Consider the following 15,481-nt stretch of genomic DNA (forward strand, 5'->3'; position numbering starts at 1 on the left):
CCTTCCCGTCCGGGTTCCCCGCCTTCAAAACGCAAAGGAAACCGACATGACGGATATTGCGCCTGAAAAAATCTTCGAAAAAATGCGCTCTGAAACGCCTCTGGTCCAGTGCATCACCAATTACGTGGCGATGAACATCGCTGCCAATGTGCTGCTTTCAGCGGGTGCGTCACCGGCCATGATTCACGCTGAAGAAGAAGCCGGTGACTTCGCCAAGATCGCATCGGCACTGACGATCAATATCGGCACTTTGTCACCGCAATGGATTGCAGGCATGAAAGCCGCTGCCAACGGGGCGAATGAAGCAGGAACGCCTTGGGTGATGGACCCTGTCGCACATTTTGCAACGCCTTACCGTGCCAATGCGGCGCTGGAAATCCTCAATCTCGGGCCGACCATTCTGCGCGGCAATGCCTCTGAAATTCTGGCGTTTTCCGGCGCAACAAGCGGCGGCAAAGGTGTGGATTCCGGCGACAGCGTGGAAGCGGCTGAAGCGACTGCAAAAACACTGGCTACGGAACGATCAATGGTCGTGGCCGTTACAGGGGAGAAGGATTTTGTCACCGATGGAAAACGGGTGGCCCGCATCTCCGGTGGCTCGCCGATGATGCCGCAGATCACGGCGATGGGTTGCGCGCTGACAGGCCTTGTTGGTGCCTTTTCCGGTGTGCACCGTGATGACCCGTTTGAAGCCACAGTCACTGCGCTGGCGCTGTTCGGCGTGGCGGGTGCCAGGGCACACAAGAGCGCAAGCGGGCCCGGTTCATTTTCGGTGCAATTCCTTGACCAGCTTGCGGCAATCACACCGGAAGACCTTAAAAAAGAAGCAGGAATTGAACTGCAATGAAAAACACCTTTGATCTCTCGCTCTATCTCGTGCTCGACCCGGGCCTTTGTGGTGCCTACGGGATGGTTGAAACCACACGTGATGCCGTTGCCGGCGGCGCAACCATGATTCAGCTGCGGATGAAAGATGCCTCCTCGCAGGAACGTACTGAGGTGGGCCGTGCGCTGAAGCAGATTACCGACGGCACAGATACAAAACTGATCATCAATGATGATGTCGAAGCCGCCCTTGCGATTGATGCAGACGGTGTGCATGTCGGCCAGGCTGATGACGGCCCCGCGCTCGTGCGTGATATGCTCGGCCCGGACAAGATCGTCGGGCTCTCGATTGATGGGCTTGAGATTGCCAGAAACTTCGACCCCACTCCGGTCGATTATATTGGTGCCGGACCTGTCTTCGCGACGGCGACAAAGCCGAACCACGCCCCGCCGGTTGGCTTTGAAGGGCTGGCGGAGATGATCCGCATTGCTGGTCTTCCAGCCGTCGCTATCGGCGGATTAAATGCAGGCCACGTTGAAGCCACCTTTGCTGCAGGCGCTGACGGCATTGCCGTTGTCTCCGCGATTTGCGGTCAGCCGAATCCAAAAGAAGCAACGTCAACCCTTTTCCAGGCCATTCAGAAGTTTAAGCGATGATTGCAAATATCCTGTCCATCGCCGGTTCCGACCCCTCAGGCGGCGCCGGTATTCAGGCCGACCTGAAAACATTTTCGGCACGCGGCACATATGGAATGGCGGTTATGACCGCGCTGACGGCGCAAAACACGCAAGGCGTCACCGGCGTGCATGAGGTTCCCTCTGCCTTTGTCTCCGAACAGATCGCAGCGATATTTGATGACATCAGGGTCGATGCCATCAAAATCGGGATGATCTCCAATGCCGATATAGCAATGACCATCGCAGACAGCCTTCGCCATCATGTCGAAGTCCCGGTGGTGCTGGATCCGGTGATGGTTGCCAAGGGAGGCGCGCGCCTTCTGCCTGAAGACGCAGTGCAGGCCGTGCGTGATGACCTTCTGTCTATGGCAGCGGTCTTGACACCAAACCTTCCGGAAGCGGCCGCCCTGCTTGATGAGGACGTTGCGCAAGACCGCGACACGATGCTCAAACAGGGTGAAAAACTTCGGACACTTGGCGCCCAAGCGGTTTTGATGAAAGGGGGCCATCTGGAAGGAAACCAAAGTCCGGATCTTCTGGTCACGGCAATCGGCCATGAATGGTTTGAAAGCGAACGCCTCGAAACAGCCAATACCCATGGCACCGGTTGCACACTATCCAGCGCAATCGCGGCTGAAATCGGCAAGGGCAAAAATCTCTCAGAAGCGGTGAAGGCAGCCAAGGCCTATGTTCACAATGCCATTGTCGCTTCAGCCGAACTAAAGGTGGGGTCCGGCCACGGACCAACACATCATTTCCATAACCTCTGGTAAAGGGAACCATCAGGAAAACGTGAAAAATCGCAATCAGGGCTTATTCTGCATTCATCTTTGAGCGCTGAGCGTTCATACTGCCCTTCGAGAGGAAGGGAGGCGCGTTCGTGCCGCCATGTCAAAAAGGGAGAATTTGATGCGGAATAAAGCCATGATTGCGGGTTTCACTGCCCTCTGTCTGAGTGCCGGAGCTGTTCTTGCGCAGGACGCTCCGCAGATCTTAAGACAGGACGACATGAAACAGATTGGCCGCGCTATGGGACAGCTTGGTGCCATCGCCAAAGGCCAGAAGGATTACGACCCTGTTGTTGTCGAGGGCGCACTTTCGACCATCGCCACGGAAGCGAAGGATTTCACAACACACTTTCCGCCTGATTCACAATCCGGCCATGACACTGAAGCAAGTCCCGCCATATGGGAGAATATGGACGACTTCAAAGCCCATGCGGACAAGCTGGCGGCAGAAGCTGACGCCCTTCTGGCTGATCTTCCAGCCGATCAGGCTGCTGTCGGCAAAGCCATGAAGGCACTCGGCGCAAATTGCGGTGCCTGCCATGAGCTCTATCGGGTCAAAAACTAGTCAACCGAATCTGACGTTCGTCTCATTGTTCCGCTTGCTCTGTACGAACGTCAGATTCAACGAGAGTGACTAGCAAATTTATGTTTCTAGTGTGGGTTTCGAATTTGAAATTCGCATTCGAGGTTGCTGCAACAATGAGGCGAATTTCAAATTCACCACACTAGAGTGCCTTAAAAACTCTGACGCACTTGAAAAAAGGATGAGCCTCTTGAAAAAGCTGACGGCTTTCATCTTGATTATCGCCGCTGTTTTGACCGGCGCAGCATTTGCCGTCGTTCTCACGCCTCCGCAAGTTGACAACACGGCTTTCATAGACCTTCCGGCGCCAGATATTAAGAACGGCCAGCAAATGTTCTGGGCCGGTGGTTGCGCCGGTTGTCATGCCGCGCCGGTCGCAACAGGCGATCAGAGGCTCGTTCTTTCCGGAGGCCTTGCGATCAAAAGTGACTTTGGCACGTTCCACGCCCCCAACATCTCGCCTGACCCGCAGGCCGGGATTGGAGCCTGGTCAGTCCCCGAATTTGCCAATGCTGTGAAAAAGGGCATCGGGCCGGATGGCGAGAACCTTTATCCGTCCCTGCCCTATACATCTTATGTCCGAATGACCAACCAGGACGTTAAGGACCTGTTTGGCTATATCATGACGCTGCCTGAAAGCAGCCAGCCTGACAAACCACACGATCTCGCCTTTCCTTTCAGCTTCCGTCCCGCACTGGCCTTCTGGAAAGAGCTCTATTTCTCCGATCAGCCACGGGTGGAAATTTCAGGAGCGTCAGCGCAGGTCGAGCGCGGGCAGTATCTGGTTGAGGGACCGGGACATTGCGGCGAATGCCATACACCACGAACACGCCTTGGCGGACCGGAATATGATCGCTGGCTGGCGGGCGGACCGAACCCCGACGGCCCGGGAATGGTTCCGAATATCACACCCGGTTCAACTTTCATCGGAAGCTGGTCAGCCAGCGAAATCGCCGACTATCTCGAAACCGGTTTTACGCCGGAATACGATGTCGTCGGCGGTTCCATGGTCGAAGTGCAGAAAAATCTCGCACATCTGCCCCGCTCTGACCTTGAGGCCATTGCCGCATATCTGAAGGCTGTTCCCGCGCGTCAGAATTGATAAGCGGGTGCGGTTCCTTATTCCGCAAGAGACTGGAGATAGCGCATTCCTGTGACCGGCCGCGGAATGAAGGCCATCTGCTCGTAGAATTTGTGCGCCGAAATATTGCCGGTCGTCGCACTCACCGAAAGGTATTCACAACCTGCAGCACGGGCGAAATTGCGCGCACGCTCAATCAGATGCTGGCCGACACCATGGCTTCTGTGCCCGTCACGCACGAACAGATGATGAAGATCCATGCCACGCTTGCCCTGCTGGGCACGGTAAAGCGGGGTCAGAAGAGCGTAGCCCAAAAGACCTGCACCGGCATCGGCTACAAGCGCCATGACCCAGGGTGCAGGCCCGAAAAGATCGCGGTGTAACTGATCTGCAGTGGCCTCGGACACATCGCCATGATGTGCGGCAAGCAAGCCTATCATTTCAACAATTTCGGGAATATCGTTTTCGACCGCTTTTCTGATGGTCATCAGGCGCGGTCGTTCAAGAGAGATTTCACTGTCTTCGGTCATTTTATACGTCCCTTAAAGTTGGTTCTCCACCTGGGACGTGTCGCTGATCACCTTGCCGCCCCAGGCGGCCGGTGATGCACATGATCAAACGCGGCCGCTCCTATCGGAACAGCCAAAAATACTTAGCAGTGTGAAGCGCGATATTGATCATTGTTCTGAAATGCGACGGAAACCGACGAAAGTCAATCAAAAAAATCAGTGCTCATCCGCGCAAAGACTGTGATCGGCCAGCGATCGGATAACATAGCAATCCTCAACTGCATGTCCGTCGCAGCGCGAGGTGATCCGCGCCAACTCACTTTCAAGCCTTTGAAGCCGGGCGATCTTTTCGCGCACTTTCGTCAGGTGCTCGCGCGCAATCGCATCGGCACGAAGGCAGGGCTCGTCCGGGTGCGCCGAAAGCTCAAGCAACTCGCGTATTGCATCAGGTCTGATGCCAAGATCGCGGGCATGACGGATGAAGGTCAACCGTTCCAGTTCCCGTTCACCGTAGCGGCGCTGGTTGCCTTCGGAGCGTTCCAGAGGTGAGATCAGCCCTGCTTGCTCATAATAGCGGATGGTCGGCACCTTCACGCCGGTTCGCTTCGATAATTCCCCGATGGACAACATTTTTCAAAAACCTCTTGAAGCTCTAGTCGCTAGAGGTCCTATGTAGTGTGTCACCGAGGCAAATGACAAGGTGATATCAAAATGAGCGCAGGATGCGGACATTCACACGGCCCCTTCGACGGCATGTCAGAGAGCTATAAAAAGCGGTTGTGGGTGGTTATTTTTCTTAATGCGGCGATGTTCATCGTTGAGATGACCGCCGGTCAAATGGCACGATCGCAGGCGCTTCAGGCCGATGCTCTGGACTTTTTCGGTGACGCACTGACTTACGGCATATCTATGGCGGTGATCGGCTCTTCACTGAAAACACGATCCATCGCAGCCGCCTTTAAAGGCACCAGTCTTTTTCTGATGGGTCTTTGGGTATTCGGCTCCACCATTTGGCGCGTTTTCGTTGCTGGTGTGCCGGAAGCCCCGGTTATGGGCATTATCGGCGCACTGGCTCTGGCCGCCAATCTACTAACCGTATTGCTGCTGCTTTCTTATAAAGACGGCGACGCCAATGTTCGTTCCGTCTGGCTCTGCTCGCGCAACGATGCGATCGGCAATGTCATCGTTATGATTGCCGCAATCGGGGTATGGGGATCGAACACGGCGTGGCCTGACCTTGCGGTCGCCTTTATCATGGCAGGGTTGTTTCTGACGTCATCGTATCAGATCCTCACCCAATCTTGGCGGGAGTATCGTGCCGGAGGCGCTGAAGCTCTTGCAGCCTCGCTTGGAGACGACGGGCATAACCACGGGAAGGGAAGTCGCTGCCAACACGAACATCATTGAATAGCCAGCCGGCCCAAAATCCCCGGCGCAACAAAAAGCCCGGCAGATTGCCGGGCCCGGGCCTTCTTTGTTCCCTGACAAACTCAGGCCTTACTTTTTGCAGGTTGTACGCGCCCAGTTCATGTAAAGCTCCATAGCCTTCTTTGCCATAGGGCCATGTTCAAAATCACGGTCATCAAGCTTAACCACCGGAACAACCTTATTGTAGTTTCCGGTCATGAACAGCTCATCGGCGTCCATGAAATCCTGAACACGCAAAGTGCGCTCTTCGGCTGGAATACCAGCCTCGCGCAAAAGCTTCAGCACACGCTTGCGGGTGATACCGGCGAGGAAACAGCCATTATCTGCCGGGGTCATCGCAACACCGTCTTTGACGAGAAAGATGTTGGCAGACGCGGTCTCAGCAACATTGCCATTCATGTCGCAGGCCAGCGCATTGTCGAAGCCGCGCGAGCGGGCTTCAATCATCATCCGACCGGAGTTCGGGTAAAGACTGCCAGCCTTTGCATATGTCATAGCGACTTCCGGCGACGGACGGCGGAACGGCGACACCGTCAGCGTGACCGGCGTTGTTGACCGCATCGGCGTTTCAAACAGGCATAGTGCAAAGCGTGTTGAGTCCGGATCGGCGGGCACCAGCCCATTGAGGCCATGCTCGGCCCAGTACATCGGCTTGATGTAAACAGCTGTACCGCTTTCAAATTTTTTCAGGCCTTCCCAGACCAGAGCCTCAATCTCTTCCGGGGTCATCGTCGGCTTAAGGCCGAGATTTTTCGCCGAGCGGTTAATGCGCTTGCAATGCTCATCCAGGTCGGGTGCCATGCCTTCAAAATAGCGCGCACCGTCAAACACTGTGGAACCGAGCCACATCGCATGGGATGTCGGGCCGATCAGCTTCGGATTCCCGGTCAGCCATTCACCGTCAACATAGGTCCAGGTCAGGGTCGCGGGGGACGTGTCAATTGTCATTTCAAACTCCTGATAGCCGCCCTCACCTGGCGGGAATGCACGTGCGGTTGCGGTCGTCGATATGGCGGCTGCAGCGGAGGAAGGGCGGCAAAATTTACCGCAGGCAATCAACCCCCCCAATGCCATTCAGGTCAAGAGGAAAATCCATTCTCCCGGTCTCAAACGAAAACAATTTGCCGTTGCGTTGAAGCCTGAGCGTGAACCGTCTAATACACCCAGAACAAATATCCGAAGCTTGCAGCAGGGTGCTTTTATTTCATGTCTCATAATGCCTACGTGTTTGATGCCTATGGCACCCTTTTCGACGTGCACGCCGCCGCCCGAAAACATGCAGATCGCGCCGGTGGTCATTATAAGATGCTCTCGAATGTCTGGCGTGCAAAGCAGCTTGAGTATTCGTGGGTCCTGACGCTGTGCGATGAATATGAAGATTTCTGGGTTCTGACAGAACGCGCCCTGGATTTTGCCATGCATTCCGTCGGCCTGATTGACAAGTCACTGCGCACAGATCTGCTGGAGGCCTACTGGACACTGGACTGCTACCCGGAAGTTCCCAGCGTTTTGGAAACCATCAAGGCCCGCAACGCAAAAGTCGCAATTCTTTCAAACGGAACATCGGCGATGCTTGAGGCGGCCGTGAAGAAGGCCGCGATCAGCGGATTGATCGATGACATCTTCTCCGCCGAGCAACTGCGGCGCTTCAAGCCTGCTCCGGAAGTCTACGATATGGCAATCAATGCCTATCAGATTTATCCGGACAAGATTTCGTTCCAGTCCTCAAACCGATGGGATATCGCCGGAGCCGCCAATTTCGGCTTCCGGACTGTCTGGATCAACAGGCACCAGACACCCAACGAATATGAGGGCATGGGACCGAATCTGATTTTGCCGTCGCTGGAAGGCATCTGAGCCGGCTTTTCGACAGTCACAGAAAAACCCGCGGTAAACGCCGCGGGTTTTGATTTAACTGTCTGTCATTCAGTGATCAGTCAGCAACACTGACCGGCACTTCATAGCTGACACGCAGTGCATGGCTGTAGGGGCAAACAATATGCGCCTGATTGACGAGCGCCTCGGCTGTTTCGCGATCCAGCCCCGGAAGCGATACCGTCAGCTCAGCTTCAATACCGAAACCTTCCCCATCATCGCGAGGACCAACGCCGACCGTTGCCGAAACGGTGGTTTCAGCCGGAAGCTTTACTTTTTTCTGACCGGCAACGTTCTGCAGTGCGGAATTGAAGCAGGCGGCATAACCGGCAGCGAAAAGCTGTTCCGGATTGTTCCCTTCGGCGCCTGGACCACCCATTTCCTTCGGCAGTGAAAGATTGACTTCAAGCGCGCCGTCCTCGGTCTTGACCGAGCCTTCGCGTCCTCCAGTGGAAATTGCCTTCGTTGTATAAAGTTTCTTGATCATAGTCAGTCTCCTTCGTCTGGAACCGCTCAAAAGCGGCCCGGTTATGAGGAAAAATCTATTATCTTCTCTTCGACGTCCGGCAGCCCGATTTGTTCCATAGCCACCGCGATCTTTCTTTTAGATAGTGCACAATTTAATTTTACACAATGATATTTCCAAAAAAATCTGCATGACCTATATTGAGCATATGAAAACCACCTTATCGGAAAAAAATGAGCTGATGCCGCAGCTCGATGATCAGCTTTGTTTCGCTGTCTATGCAGCGGCCCATGCCTTTCAGCACGCCTACAAGCCGCTGCTTTCGCACCTCGGCCTCACCTATCCGCAATATCTGGTCATGATGGTATTGTGGGAGCATGGCACGATCTCAGTCAAAGCCATAGGCCAGCGCCTCGGCCTTGATTCAGGAACGTTGTCGCCATTGCTGAAGCGCCTCGAAACGGCAGGCTACATCAACCGCCGCCGCGCCACCGAAGATGAGCGCCGCGTTGAGGTTACGCTGACCCGTAAGGGTGAGGCTGTGCGTGAAGATGCCCGTGACATAGCGCGTTCCATCGCAGTCAAGACCGGCTGTAGCCAGGAGGATGGGAAGGCGCTTCTGGACAAGCTGAACGGCTTGAGGGCTGAGCTGCTCTCAACCGATAAAGCATAATCAGCCGTCGGCAGCATATCTGCTCCAGGCGGCTTCAATCTGCTGGCGTGCAGGAAAAAGATCTAGAGCATTTCGCAGTCAGATGGAAACATCTGACGTCCGCGAAAATGCGTCAAAACAAAGAGATAGAGCGGTTGCGCGTTTCCATGAAAGGCGGAACCGCTCTAGTTCGGCAGAACAGCCCGGATAACGCCGACTTCCATCCCGTTCCAGTTTTTCATCGTCTGGTGCGCCAGCCCCGCAAGGGCATCGGAGGCACCGGGATCGGCATGCATCAACCGGGAAAGGACAGCGGAAACCATCGCTTCTGCGGCCCGCGTTGTTCCATCCTCGCACTTCAGTGCGATGCCAAGCCCAAGCTCGGGGATTGCAGCACAGAAAACCCCTTCAGCCCCGGTTTTGGCGAACACACGGCCCGGCACCGCACTCATGAGCGTATTGCAGGCGCGCCCGGTTCCCGACACATAAAACGGCTCTGCCATGCAGGCAGAAAGGATGCGCTGTGCAGCCTTGGCGCGCACGGGCTCAAGCCCCGTTCCCGTCGCCATCTTTGCAAACCCATGCGCAAGAGCTTTCAAAGGAACGGCATAAGTGGGAATTGAACAACCATCGGTCCCGCACACATCATGGCCAACAACAGCACCGGTGACATTCTCCATAGCGTCACGGATCTGCTGCTGTAGCGGGTGATCATACCCTGAATAACCTTTAAGCCCGATACCCTGATGAGTGCAGGTGCATACGAAACCGGCATGCTTTCCCGAGCAGTTATTGCACAGCGCATCGGGGGCTTCACGCGCACGGGCCTGATGGATCAGAACCTTGCTGTCCGTTGACCAGTGGGCGCCGCATTCCAGATCCTCGACGCTGCGACCGGCCCTGGCCAGCATTTGCCCGGCCAGCGCGATATGAGCATCTTCCCCCGAATGAGAGGCTGCTGAAAGGGCGATTTCACGATCTCCGAACCCATAGGTATCCGCAGCACCGCTTTCAACAAACGGCAAAGCCTGAATGGCCTTACAGGCCGAACGCGGAAAAACAAGCGCATCGGTTTCCCCCGCAGACCAGACGAGACTGCCACTCTCATCGACAACGGCGATCATGCCGCGATGACGGCTTTCAATGCGCTGACCACGCGTGACTTCAACCAGAACCGGATTGACCATCTTAAAAGCACTCCTGCAGCAGCACCGCCAGAGGGCAGGCCGATTTATTCAAACGTCAGTATGATTTTCCCGATGTGGTGGCCTTCTTCCATAATTTTATGGGCTTCGACAACCTCCTCAAACGGCAAAACTTTGTGAACGACCGGCTTGATCTCACCCTTTTCCAGACGCGGCCAGACTTGTTGCGCCAATTCGTCACGGATACGGCGTTTCTCCTCTTCCGTTCGCGGACGCATCGTCGAACCGGTCACCGTGAGGCGCTTCACCATAATGGGCGTAAGATTGACGTTTTCGGCTTTGGCCCCGCCAAGAAAAGCGATGATCGACAGGCAACCATCGCGCGCCAGTGCCGAAAGGTTACGCTGAAAATAGGATGCGCCAACCATATCGAGGATCACATCAACACCACGACCGCCAGTCTTTTCCTTAACGATCTCGACAAAATCCTGTTCACGGTAATTGATCGCAGCCATCGCGCCGAGGCGCTCGCAGGCGGCGCATTTTTCGGCCGATCCGGCAGTGGCAAAAACCTCAGCTCCGAAAGCCCGTGCCAGCTGGATCGCGGTTGTGCCGATACCGCTCGTGCCGCCGTGAACAAGCACCGTCTCGCCTTCAGTCAGGCCCGCCATCTGAAACAGATTGGCCCAGACGGTGAAGAAGGTTTCCGGCAATGCAGCCGCACCAACCGCATCCATCCCCTCAGGCTGCCGCAATGTTTGGGCGGCCGGCAGAAGGCAATATTCAGCATAGCCGCCGCCATTGGCCAGTCCGCAAACGGCATCTCCGACTTCGAAATCCGAAACGTCTGCGCCTTTTTCAGCGATGACGCCGGCAATTTCCAGCCCCATGACCGGGCTGGCACCGGGCGGTGGCGGGTAGTTTCCCTGTCGCTGCGCGACATCGGGGCGGTTGACACCGGCGGCGTGAACCTTAACCAGAACCTCACCGGGGCCGGGTTTGGGTTTAGGACGTGTGGCGACCGACATAACTTCCGGCGCTCCAAAACCACTGATCGTGATGTATCGCATGGAACCGTCTGACGACATGAGCCTAGCTCCTCCCTCATCTGAGTGTGCGAATAGCTAACAGGTTTCCGGGCCAACCACAAAGACGATTTCGGGGTGCAATGCACCCCGAAAAGACTTCAAACGAAAATGATCATAATCAGCGTGGTCTGAGAGCCAGTGCAAACACGACCATTGCAACGCCGTAGACAAGGAAGTCAGCCGCGACGAACAGCCCCAGCAGCCACAGGCTGTTTTGCGGGAAGTTGTAAGCAATCATGACGGCGGCAAGGATAAGCACCAGACCGGAGAAAATCATCCAACCCCAGCCTTTTGCAGGCCGAACGGTAAATCCGAGATAGAGCCGGAAACCACCGGCAACCGCAAGGGAAACGCCGATGAAAATGGCAAACAGCCCTGAACCCAGAAGCGGATTACTGATCAGCAAAATGCCGGCAAGAACATAGAGAATGCCACTGGCCAGCCAGAATGCGGTTTGGCCCTTTGCCCTGGAATAAAACAACTGGGAAAGATGTGCGACACCGGCGATGATCATCATAACGCCAAAGAAGACGACGGATGCAACTGTCGCAACAGCAATGTTTCCAAGCAAAATCAGGCTGAACAGCACCAGAATGATGCCAAAAGCCATAACCCAGCCCCAGCGGTCTCTTATTTTTTCAACATCGGGATTCAACTGCCCCATCATAACCATCGCTAAGCCCTTCCTGTATGGTTCGTTGGGGCAGACGATAGATAGATCGCGATCCGGGTGCAACTACTGTTGCAGACAACCCGCAAGATGTTTGTGGTCGCGACACTTTCAGTCAGAAAGCGCAGCCGTTTGATCACGCTTCATTTTCAGTGTTTCGCATCGCGAACCGACGGCCGGAGATAGATGAACCAGTAGACCAGCCCGACAAAAAGGCCACCTCCAATAATGTTTCCAATCGTTACCGGGATCAGGTTGTGCAGGATGAAGTTGCTCCAGGTCAGGTCTGCATAATCGGCGATATTGGCTCCGGCCTTTTCCCAAAACTCCGGAGAAGCCCCGTTTTTGGTCAGAATCGCCATGGGAACCTGAAACATGTTGGCCACGCAGTGTTCAAAGCCGGCAGCAACAAACATGGCCACCGGCAGGACAACAGCCAGAAGCTTGTCTGTGACAGTGCGCGCTGCATAGGTCATCCAAACACCAAGACACACCAGAACATTACACATGATCCCCAAGGCAACGGCCTGAATAAAGGTGTGATGCAATTTGTGCTGGGCGATGTGCATATAGTTGAGACCAAGCAAACCACTATCGCCTTCATAGTGCCGCGCGGCCTGCATGATCAGGACAAGTCCGAATGCCCCAACAAAGTTGCCGCAATAGACAAGTGCCCAGTTTTTAAAGAGCTGGCTCCAGGTAATTTTTCTGCTGGCCCGTGCAACAACGGTCAGAACCGTACTGGTGAACAGATCAGCGCCGAGAATAACCACAAGCATCAGGCCGAGGCTGAAAGACAAGCCGCCCAGCATTTTGTTGGCACCCCACCCCATATCCGCATTTCCGGTCGTCACGACGGTATAGAAGATAAATGCAATACCGATGAAGGCGCCTGCGGTAACCGCAGACAAAAAGGAGGAAACCGGATCCTTCGTCGCCTTGGCGACACCGACATCCTCTGCTTTTTTCGCCATCACATGGGGCGGAAAGGCGTCGAAATTCAGATGCTGCATGGAATTATTGCTCTTTTTACTGGCGTGCAGGAACGCTTTTGTCTTGGATTGTGCCGTGTTTAACAAAACAGGCCTGCCGCGCGTTGATCCTGATCATAAACGCAAGACCGAAACACGACCAAAGTTGGAAAGGCCGACGGATTTCAAACCGCCTGCCGCTTAATTTCATGGCTTATTCAGAAACAGGCGTCATAATCAAGTCGCTGATAATGCGTGTAAAGGAGCAGACATACATGCTGGAAATCTGGGGCCGAAGAACGTCATCCAATGTACAGGCGGTTATGTGGACGATTGGTGAGATCGGACTAAGCTATGAGCGATATGATGTCGGTCACAAATATGGCGGCAACAACACCCCTGAATTTCTGGCGATGAACCCGAACGGTCTGGTTCCTGTCATGCGCGATGGAAGCGATAGTCAGCCGGTTTTTGAAAGTGCTGCGATCTGCCGTTACCTTGCTTCAAGATATGGTTGCGAGGCTTTCTGGCCGCAGACACCCGCCCTTCGTGCACAGATCGACAAATGGGCAGAATGGGCAAAATCCTCCGTTGCTCCAGCGTTCACAAAGCCGATTTTCTGGCAGGCTGTTCGCGTGCCGGAACAGGAGCGGGACGCAGCAAAGCTGGCTCAGTCCGTCGAGCTCTTCAGCCGCCTGCTGTCAATCGCCGAAGCGCAGCTGAAAGCGCACTCTTTTCTGGCCTCGGATACGTTCACGCTGGCAGACATCATGCTCGGCCACCTTCTTTACCGTTATTTCACAATCGATATCGAGCGCCCACCCCTGCCGCTGGTTGCAGATTACTACAAGCGGCTTTGTGAGAGCCCGGCTTATCGGGAGCATGTGATGGTTTCGTATGAAGAGCTCAGAGCTTGAAACCTGAAGTGAACGAGGATCGTTCCCATTCCAGTCCCGGCCTCTGGCTGCCAGTCGCCGGAAACCTTGGCCGGGGTTCAGGAATCTCCTGGCAGCATCCTTGAAATCCGGCGCCGAGGAGAGGATAAGGAACCCTGCGAGTCCGCCCGTCGCTAATTTCGGGCGCACTTCATCATTTCAAAGCACCTTAGAAAAATTGTCTCGAAAGCCGTTCGATGCGCCCCTACTATAAAAACGTCAAAATGGTCCGCCGCACCCGAGTGATGTGGGGGTCATGGCGAATATGGCAGCCGCGGCTCGTATTCTGGGTTGGTGCTTTGATGATTGGCGTCATCAGTGTGTTGTTTGCCCGTGCGGCAGACCACGCACAGGAGATGTTCAACGCTATCCGGACTGCGAATGAGTTCACACCATACCTGCCGCTGATCATTACACCGCTTGGCTTTGTCCTCTGCTCTTATATCGGCAACCGTTTCTTCCCGAATTCCCAGGGGTCAGGTATTCCGCAGGCGATTGCAGCACGCCACCTGCACGACCGGGCCAGCCAGCACAGGCTGCTGAACCTGAAGATCGTCGTCGGAAAGATTCTTCTGACGATTGTCGGTTTATTCTCCGGTGCTTCAATCGGGCGCGAAGGGCCGACAGCGCAGGTTGGTGCCTCAATCATGATTCAGACCGCGCACTGGGGCAAGATGATCCAGACCAAAGGCCTGATCGTTGCCGGTTCGGCGGCGGGTATATCCGCTGCCTTCAATACACCGCTCGCCGGTATTGTGTTCGCCATTGAAGAAATGAGCCGCGCGTATGAGTCGCGCGCCAACGGCCTGGTTGTTTCCGCCATCATTCTTTCCGGACTTGCCGCCATAGGCCTTGCTGGCAACTACACCTATTTCGGCCATGCTTCCGCGATTGCGATTCATCCTGAAGAATGGGTCGCCGTTTTTGTCTGTGGCATCGGAGGCGGGCTGCTTGGCGCTATGTTCTCGCTTTACTCGCTGAAGATCGCCCGCCGCGCCAAGCGCTGGGCACAACCGGCTCCGATCAAGCGCATGGCGATGCTGGCTGGTGGCTGCGGACTGCTGGTTGCTGTCATCGGGATCATCAGCGGCGGCACAACGTTTGGGACAGGCTATGAACAGGCCCGAACAGTTATTGAAGGCGGCGAGATCAGCCCGTTCTTCTTCATCGGAAAACTGGCAGCGACATTCCTGTCGATGGCGTCGGGAATTCCCGGCGGTCTTTTTGCACCATCCCTTTCGGTCGGCGCTACACTTGGTTCCAGTGTCGCAGACCTCATGGGCATCAGCATCGGTCTTGGTGCTATTCTTGGCATGGCCGGATATTTCGCCGGTGTCGTGCAGTCACCGATGACCGCGTTCGTGATCATTCTCGAAATGACCGATAACCATGACGGCATTATCACGCTGATGGCCACATCGATGCTTGGCTACATCGCTTCGCGTATGGTTCTCAGTGAGCCGCTTTACCACGGCCTTTCGCGTGCCTTTATTGCGGATAGTATTAAATTTCAGCGTGCGAAAAACCGCTCTTCAAGCGAGACAGAAAAATCGACCGTCGAAGAGGTTCAGAAAGAGACCAGAGATTATGACGAAAAAGGAACCTTATAGCAGAAACAGGGTCATCCTGCATTCTGCGGTATCCTTTGGCAGCACATTCTAAGCCCGCTCTGCTCTTCGGCAAGCTTTTGTCGCGAAGTCGTTTTTTGTGGCAAGCCGGTCTCTGGAAACGCACCTGAAGCAACGTCATACTGCCAAAGCAGTTTCAACAAGGCGAGCCGATTGAAG

18 protein-coding genes are annotated in these 15,481 nt (G+C 55.0%); 10 read left to right on the forward strand and 8 right to left on the reverse strand.

Annotation, left to right across the window (positions count from 1 at the left end; all coding sequences use genetic code 11):
* The first annotated feature begins 46 nt into the window (after positions 1-46).
* The 5 genes from thiM to EDC90_RS11390 all read left to right on the forward strand — a co-directional run bounded on the left by thiM (position 47) and on the right by EDC90_RS11390 (position 3,976).
* Positions 47-847 carry a hydroxyethylthiazole kinase gene (gene thiM / locus EDC90_RS11370; RefSeq protein WP_132311624.1) on the forward strand — a complete coding sequence of 267 codons (801 nt, stop codon included), beginning with the start codon at positions 47-49 and terminating at the stop codon, positions 845-847.
* Positions 844-1,482, forward strand: coding sequence for a thiamine phosphate synthase (thiE, locus tag EDC90_RS11375; RefSeq protein ID WP_132311626.1), 639 nt, complete (start codon positions 844-846; stop codon positions 1,480-1,482). Before thiM ends, thiE begins: the two co-directional genes overlap by 4 nt.
* Positions 1,479-2,276, forward strand: coding sequence for a bifunctional hydroxymethylpyrimidine kinase/phosphomethylpyrimidine kinase (thiD, locus tag EDC90_RS11380; protein WP_132311628.1), 798 nt, complete (start codon positions 1,479-1,481; stop codon positions 2,274-2,276). Before thiE ends, thiD begins: the two co-directional genes overlap by 4 nt.
* Positions 2,277-2,412: 136 nt before the next feature.
* On the forward strand, positions 2,413-2,856 hold the full coding sequence (locus tag EDC90_RS11385; RefSeq protein WP_245511032.1) for a c-type cytochrome: 444 nt from the start codon (positions 2,413-2,415) through the stop codon (positions 2,854-2,856).
* 199 nt (positions 2,857-3,055) lie between these two features.
* Positions 3,056-3,976, forward strand: a complete 921-nt coding sequence (locus EDC90_RS11390) for a cytochrome c (protein ID WP_132311630.1) — start codon at positions 3,056-3,058, stop codon at positions 3,974-3,976.
* 17 nt (positions 3,977-3,993) lie between these two features.
* Here EDC90_RS11390 and EDC90_RS11395 read toward each other — a convergent pair whose 3' ends face one another.
* Positions 3,994-4,485, reverse strand: a complete 492-nt coding sequence (locus EDC90_RS11395) for a GNAT family N-acetyltransferase (RefSeq protein WP_132311632.1) — start codon at positions 4,483-4,485, stop codon at positions 3,994-3,996.
* Positions 4,486-4,680: 195 nt separating this feature from the next.
* The gene (locus tag EDC90_RS11400; protein WP_132311634.1) at positions 4,681-5,094 is read right to left on the reverse strand and encodes a MerR family transcriptional regulator; all 414 of its coding nucleotides are present in this window, start codon (positions 5,092-5,094) and stop codon (positions 4,681-4,683) included.
* Positions 5,095-5,175: 81 nt separating this feature from the next.
* Between EDC90_RS11400 and EDC90_RS11405 the strand changes: the two genes are divergently transcribed.
* Entirely contained in the window at positions 5,176-5,871 is a 696-nt protein-coding gene (locus tag EDC90_RS11405; protein ID WP_132311636.1) for a cation transporter, read from the forward strand.
* Between the two features lie 90 nt (positions 5,872-5,961).
* On the opposite strand, the gene EDC90_RS11410 is transcribed toward EDC90_RS11405, so the two are convergent.
* Positions 5,962-6,840: a branched-chain amino acid aminotransferase gene (locus tag EDC90_RS11410; RefSeq protein ID WP_132311638.1), complete on the reverse strand. Its 879-nt coding sequence runs from the start codon at positions 6,838-6,840 to the stop codon at positions 5,962-5,964.
* 258 nt (positions 6,841-7,098) lie between these two features.
* On the opposite strand from EDC90_RS11410, the gene EDC90_RS11415 reads away from it, so the two are divergent.
* The gene (locus EDC90_RS11415) at positions 7,099-7,749 is read left to right on the forward strand and encodes a haloacid dehalogenase type II (protein WP_132311640.1); all 651 of its coding nucleotides are present in this window, start codon (positions 7,099-7,101) and stop codon (positions 7,747-7,749) included.
* 76 nt (positions 7,750-7,825) lie between these two features.
* Here EDC90_RS11415 and EDC90_RS11420 read toward each other — a convergent pair whose 3' ends face one another.
* The gene (locus EDC90_RS11420; protein WP_132311746.1) at positions 7,826-8,251 is read right to left on the reverse strand and encodes an organic hydroperoxide resistance protein; all 426 of its coding nucleotides are present in this window, start codon (positions 8,249-8,251) and stop codon (positions 7,826-7,828) included.
* Positions 8,252-8,423: 172 nt separating this feature from the next.
* On the opposite strand from EDC90_RS11420, the gene EDC90_RS11425 reads away from it, so the two are divergent.
* Positions 8,424-8,906 carry a MarR family winged helix-turn-helix transcriptional regulator gene (locus EDC90_RS11425; RefSeq protein WP_281015408.1) on the forward strand — a complete coding sequence of 161 codons (483 nt, stop codon included), beginning with the start codon at positions 8,424-8,426 and terminating at the stop codon, positions 8,904-8,906.
* 164 nt (positions 8,907-9,070) lie between these two features.
* Here the strand turns inward: EDC90_RS11425 and EDC90_RS11430 are convergent, their stop codons facing one another.
* The 4 genes from EDC90_RS11430 to focA form a co-directional block, all read right to left on the reverse strand.
* Positions 9,071-10,072: an asparaginase gene (locus tag EDC90_RS11430; RefSeq protein ID WP_132311642.1), complete on the reverse strand. Its 1,002-nt coding sequence runs from the start codon at positions 10,070-10,072 to the stop codon at positions 9,071-9,073.
* A 44-nt stretch (positions 10,073-10,116) separates the two neighbouring features.
* Complete coding sequence (locus EDC90_RS11435; protein ID WP_132311644.1) at positions 10,117-11,118, reverse strand: NAD(P)H-quinone oxidoreductase; 1,002 nt, start codon at positions 11,116-11,118, stop codon at positions 10,117-10,119.
* Positions 11,119-11,236: 118 nt separating this feature from the next.
* Entirely contained in the window at positions 11,237-11,791 is a 555-nt protein-coding gene (locus EDC90_RS11440) for an HdeD family acid-resistance protein (RefSeq protein ID WP_132311646.1), read from the reverse strand.
* Between the two features lie 146 nt (positions 11,792-11,937).
* Positions 11,938-12,801 carry a formate transporter FocA gene (gene focA, locus EDC90_RS11445; protein WP_132311648.1) on the reverse strand — a complete coding sequence of 288 codons (864 nt, stop codon included), beginning with the start codon at positions 12,799-12,801 and terminating at the stop codon, positions 11,938-11,940.
* Between the two features lie 233 nt (positions 12,802-13,034).
* On the opposite strand from focA, the gene EDC90_RS11450 reads away from it, so the two are divergent.
* Positions 13,035-13,676, forward strand: a complete 642-nt coding sequence (locus tag EDC90_RS11450) for a glutathione S-transferase family protein (protein ID WP_132311650.1) — start codon at positions 13,035-13,037, stop codon at positions 13,674-13,676.
* A gap of 215 nt (positions 13,677-13,891) precedes the next feature.
* Positions 13,892-15,304 carry a chloride channel protein gene (locus tag EDC90_RS11455; protein ID WP_132311652.1) on the forward strand — a complete coding sequence of 471 codons (1,413 nt, stop codon included), beginning with the start codon at positions 13,892-13,894 and terminating at the stop codon, positions 15,302-15,304.
* The last annotated feature ends 177 nt before the right edge of the window (positions 15,305-15,481 follow it).

Source organism: Martelella mediterranea, from assembly GCF_004342225.1.
GTDB classification, from domain to species: domain Bacteria; phylum Pseudomonadota; class Alphaproteobacteria; order Rhizobiales; family Rhizobiaceae; genus Martelella; species Martelella mediterranea_B.

Bases quoted from the DNA above. Each gene is read 5' to 3' on its own strand.
- EDC90_RS11385 (WP_245511032.1), top strand. From the start codon at position 2,413: ATGCGGAATAAAGCCATGATTGCGGGTTTCACTGCCCTCTGTCTGAGT.
- EDC90_RS11425 (WP_281015408.1), top strand. From the start codon at position 8,424: ATGACCTATATTGAGCATATGAAAACCACCTTATCGGAAAAAAATGAG.
- EDC90_RS11430 (WP_132311642.1), bottom strand. From the start codon at position 10,072: ATGGTCAATCCGGTTCTGGTTGAAGTCACGCGTGGTCAGCGCATTGAA.
- thiE (WP_132311626.1), top strand. From the start codon at position 844: ATGAAAAACACCTTTGATCTCTCGCTCTATCTCGTGCTCGACCCGGGC.
- EDC90_RS11395 (WP_132311632.1), bottom strand. From the start codon at position 4,485: ATGACCGAAGACAGTGAAATCTCTCTTGAACGACCGCGCCTGATGACC.
- EDC90_RS11405 (WP_132311636.1), top strand. From the start codon at position 5,176: ATGAGCGCAGGATGCGGACATTCACACGGCCCCTTCGACGGCATGTCA.
- EDC90_RS11410 (WP_132311638.1), bottom strand. From the start codon at position 6,840: ATGACAATTGACACGTCCCCCGCGACCCTGACCTGGACCTATGTTGAC.
- EDC90_RS11415 (WP_132311640.1), top strand. From the start codon at position 7,099: ATGTCTCATAATGCCTACGTGTTTGATGCCTATGGCACCCTTTTCGAC.
- focA (WP_132311648.1), bottom strand. From the start codon at position 12,801: ATGCAGCATCTGAATTTCGACGCCTTTCCGCCCCATGTGATGGCGAAA.
- EDC90_RS11440 (WP_132311646.1), bottom strand. From the start codon at position 11,791: ATGGTTATGATGGGGCAGTTGAATCCCGATGTTGAAAAAATAAGAGAC.
- EDC90_RS11450 (WP_132311650.1), top strand. From the start codon at position 13,035: ATGCTGGAAATCTGGGGCCGAAGAACGTCATCCAATGTACAGGCGGTT.
- EDC90_RS11435 (WP_132311644.1), bottom strand. From the start codon at position 11,118: ATGTCGTCAGACGGTTCCATGCGATACATCACGATCAGTGGTTTTGGA.
- EDC90_RS11455 (WP_132311652.1), top strand. From the start codon at position 13,892: ATGCGCCCCTACTATAAAAACGTCAAAATGGTCCGCCGCACCCGAGTG.
- thiD (WP_132311628.1), top strand. From the start codon at position 1,479: ATGATTGCAAATATCCTGTCCATCGCCGGTTCCGACCCCTCAGGCGGC.
- thiM (WP_132311624.1), top strand. From the start codon at position 47: ATGACGGATATTGCGCCTGAAAAAATCTTCGAAAAAATGCGCTCTGAA.
- EDC90_RS11390 (WP_132311630.1), top strand. From the start codon at position 3,056: ATGAGCCTCTTGAAAAAGCTGACGGCTTTCATCTTGATTATCGCCGCT.
- EDC90_RS11400 (WP_132311634.1), bottom strand. From the start codon at position 5,094: ATGTTGTCCATCGGGGAATTATCGAAGCGAACCGGCGTGAAGGTGCCG.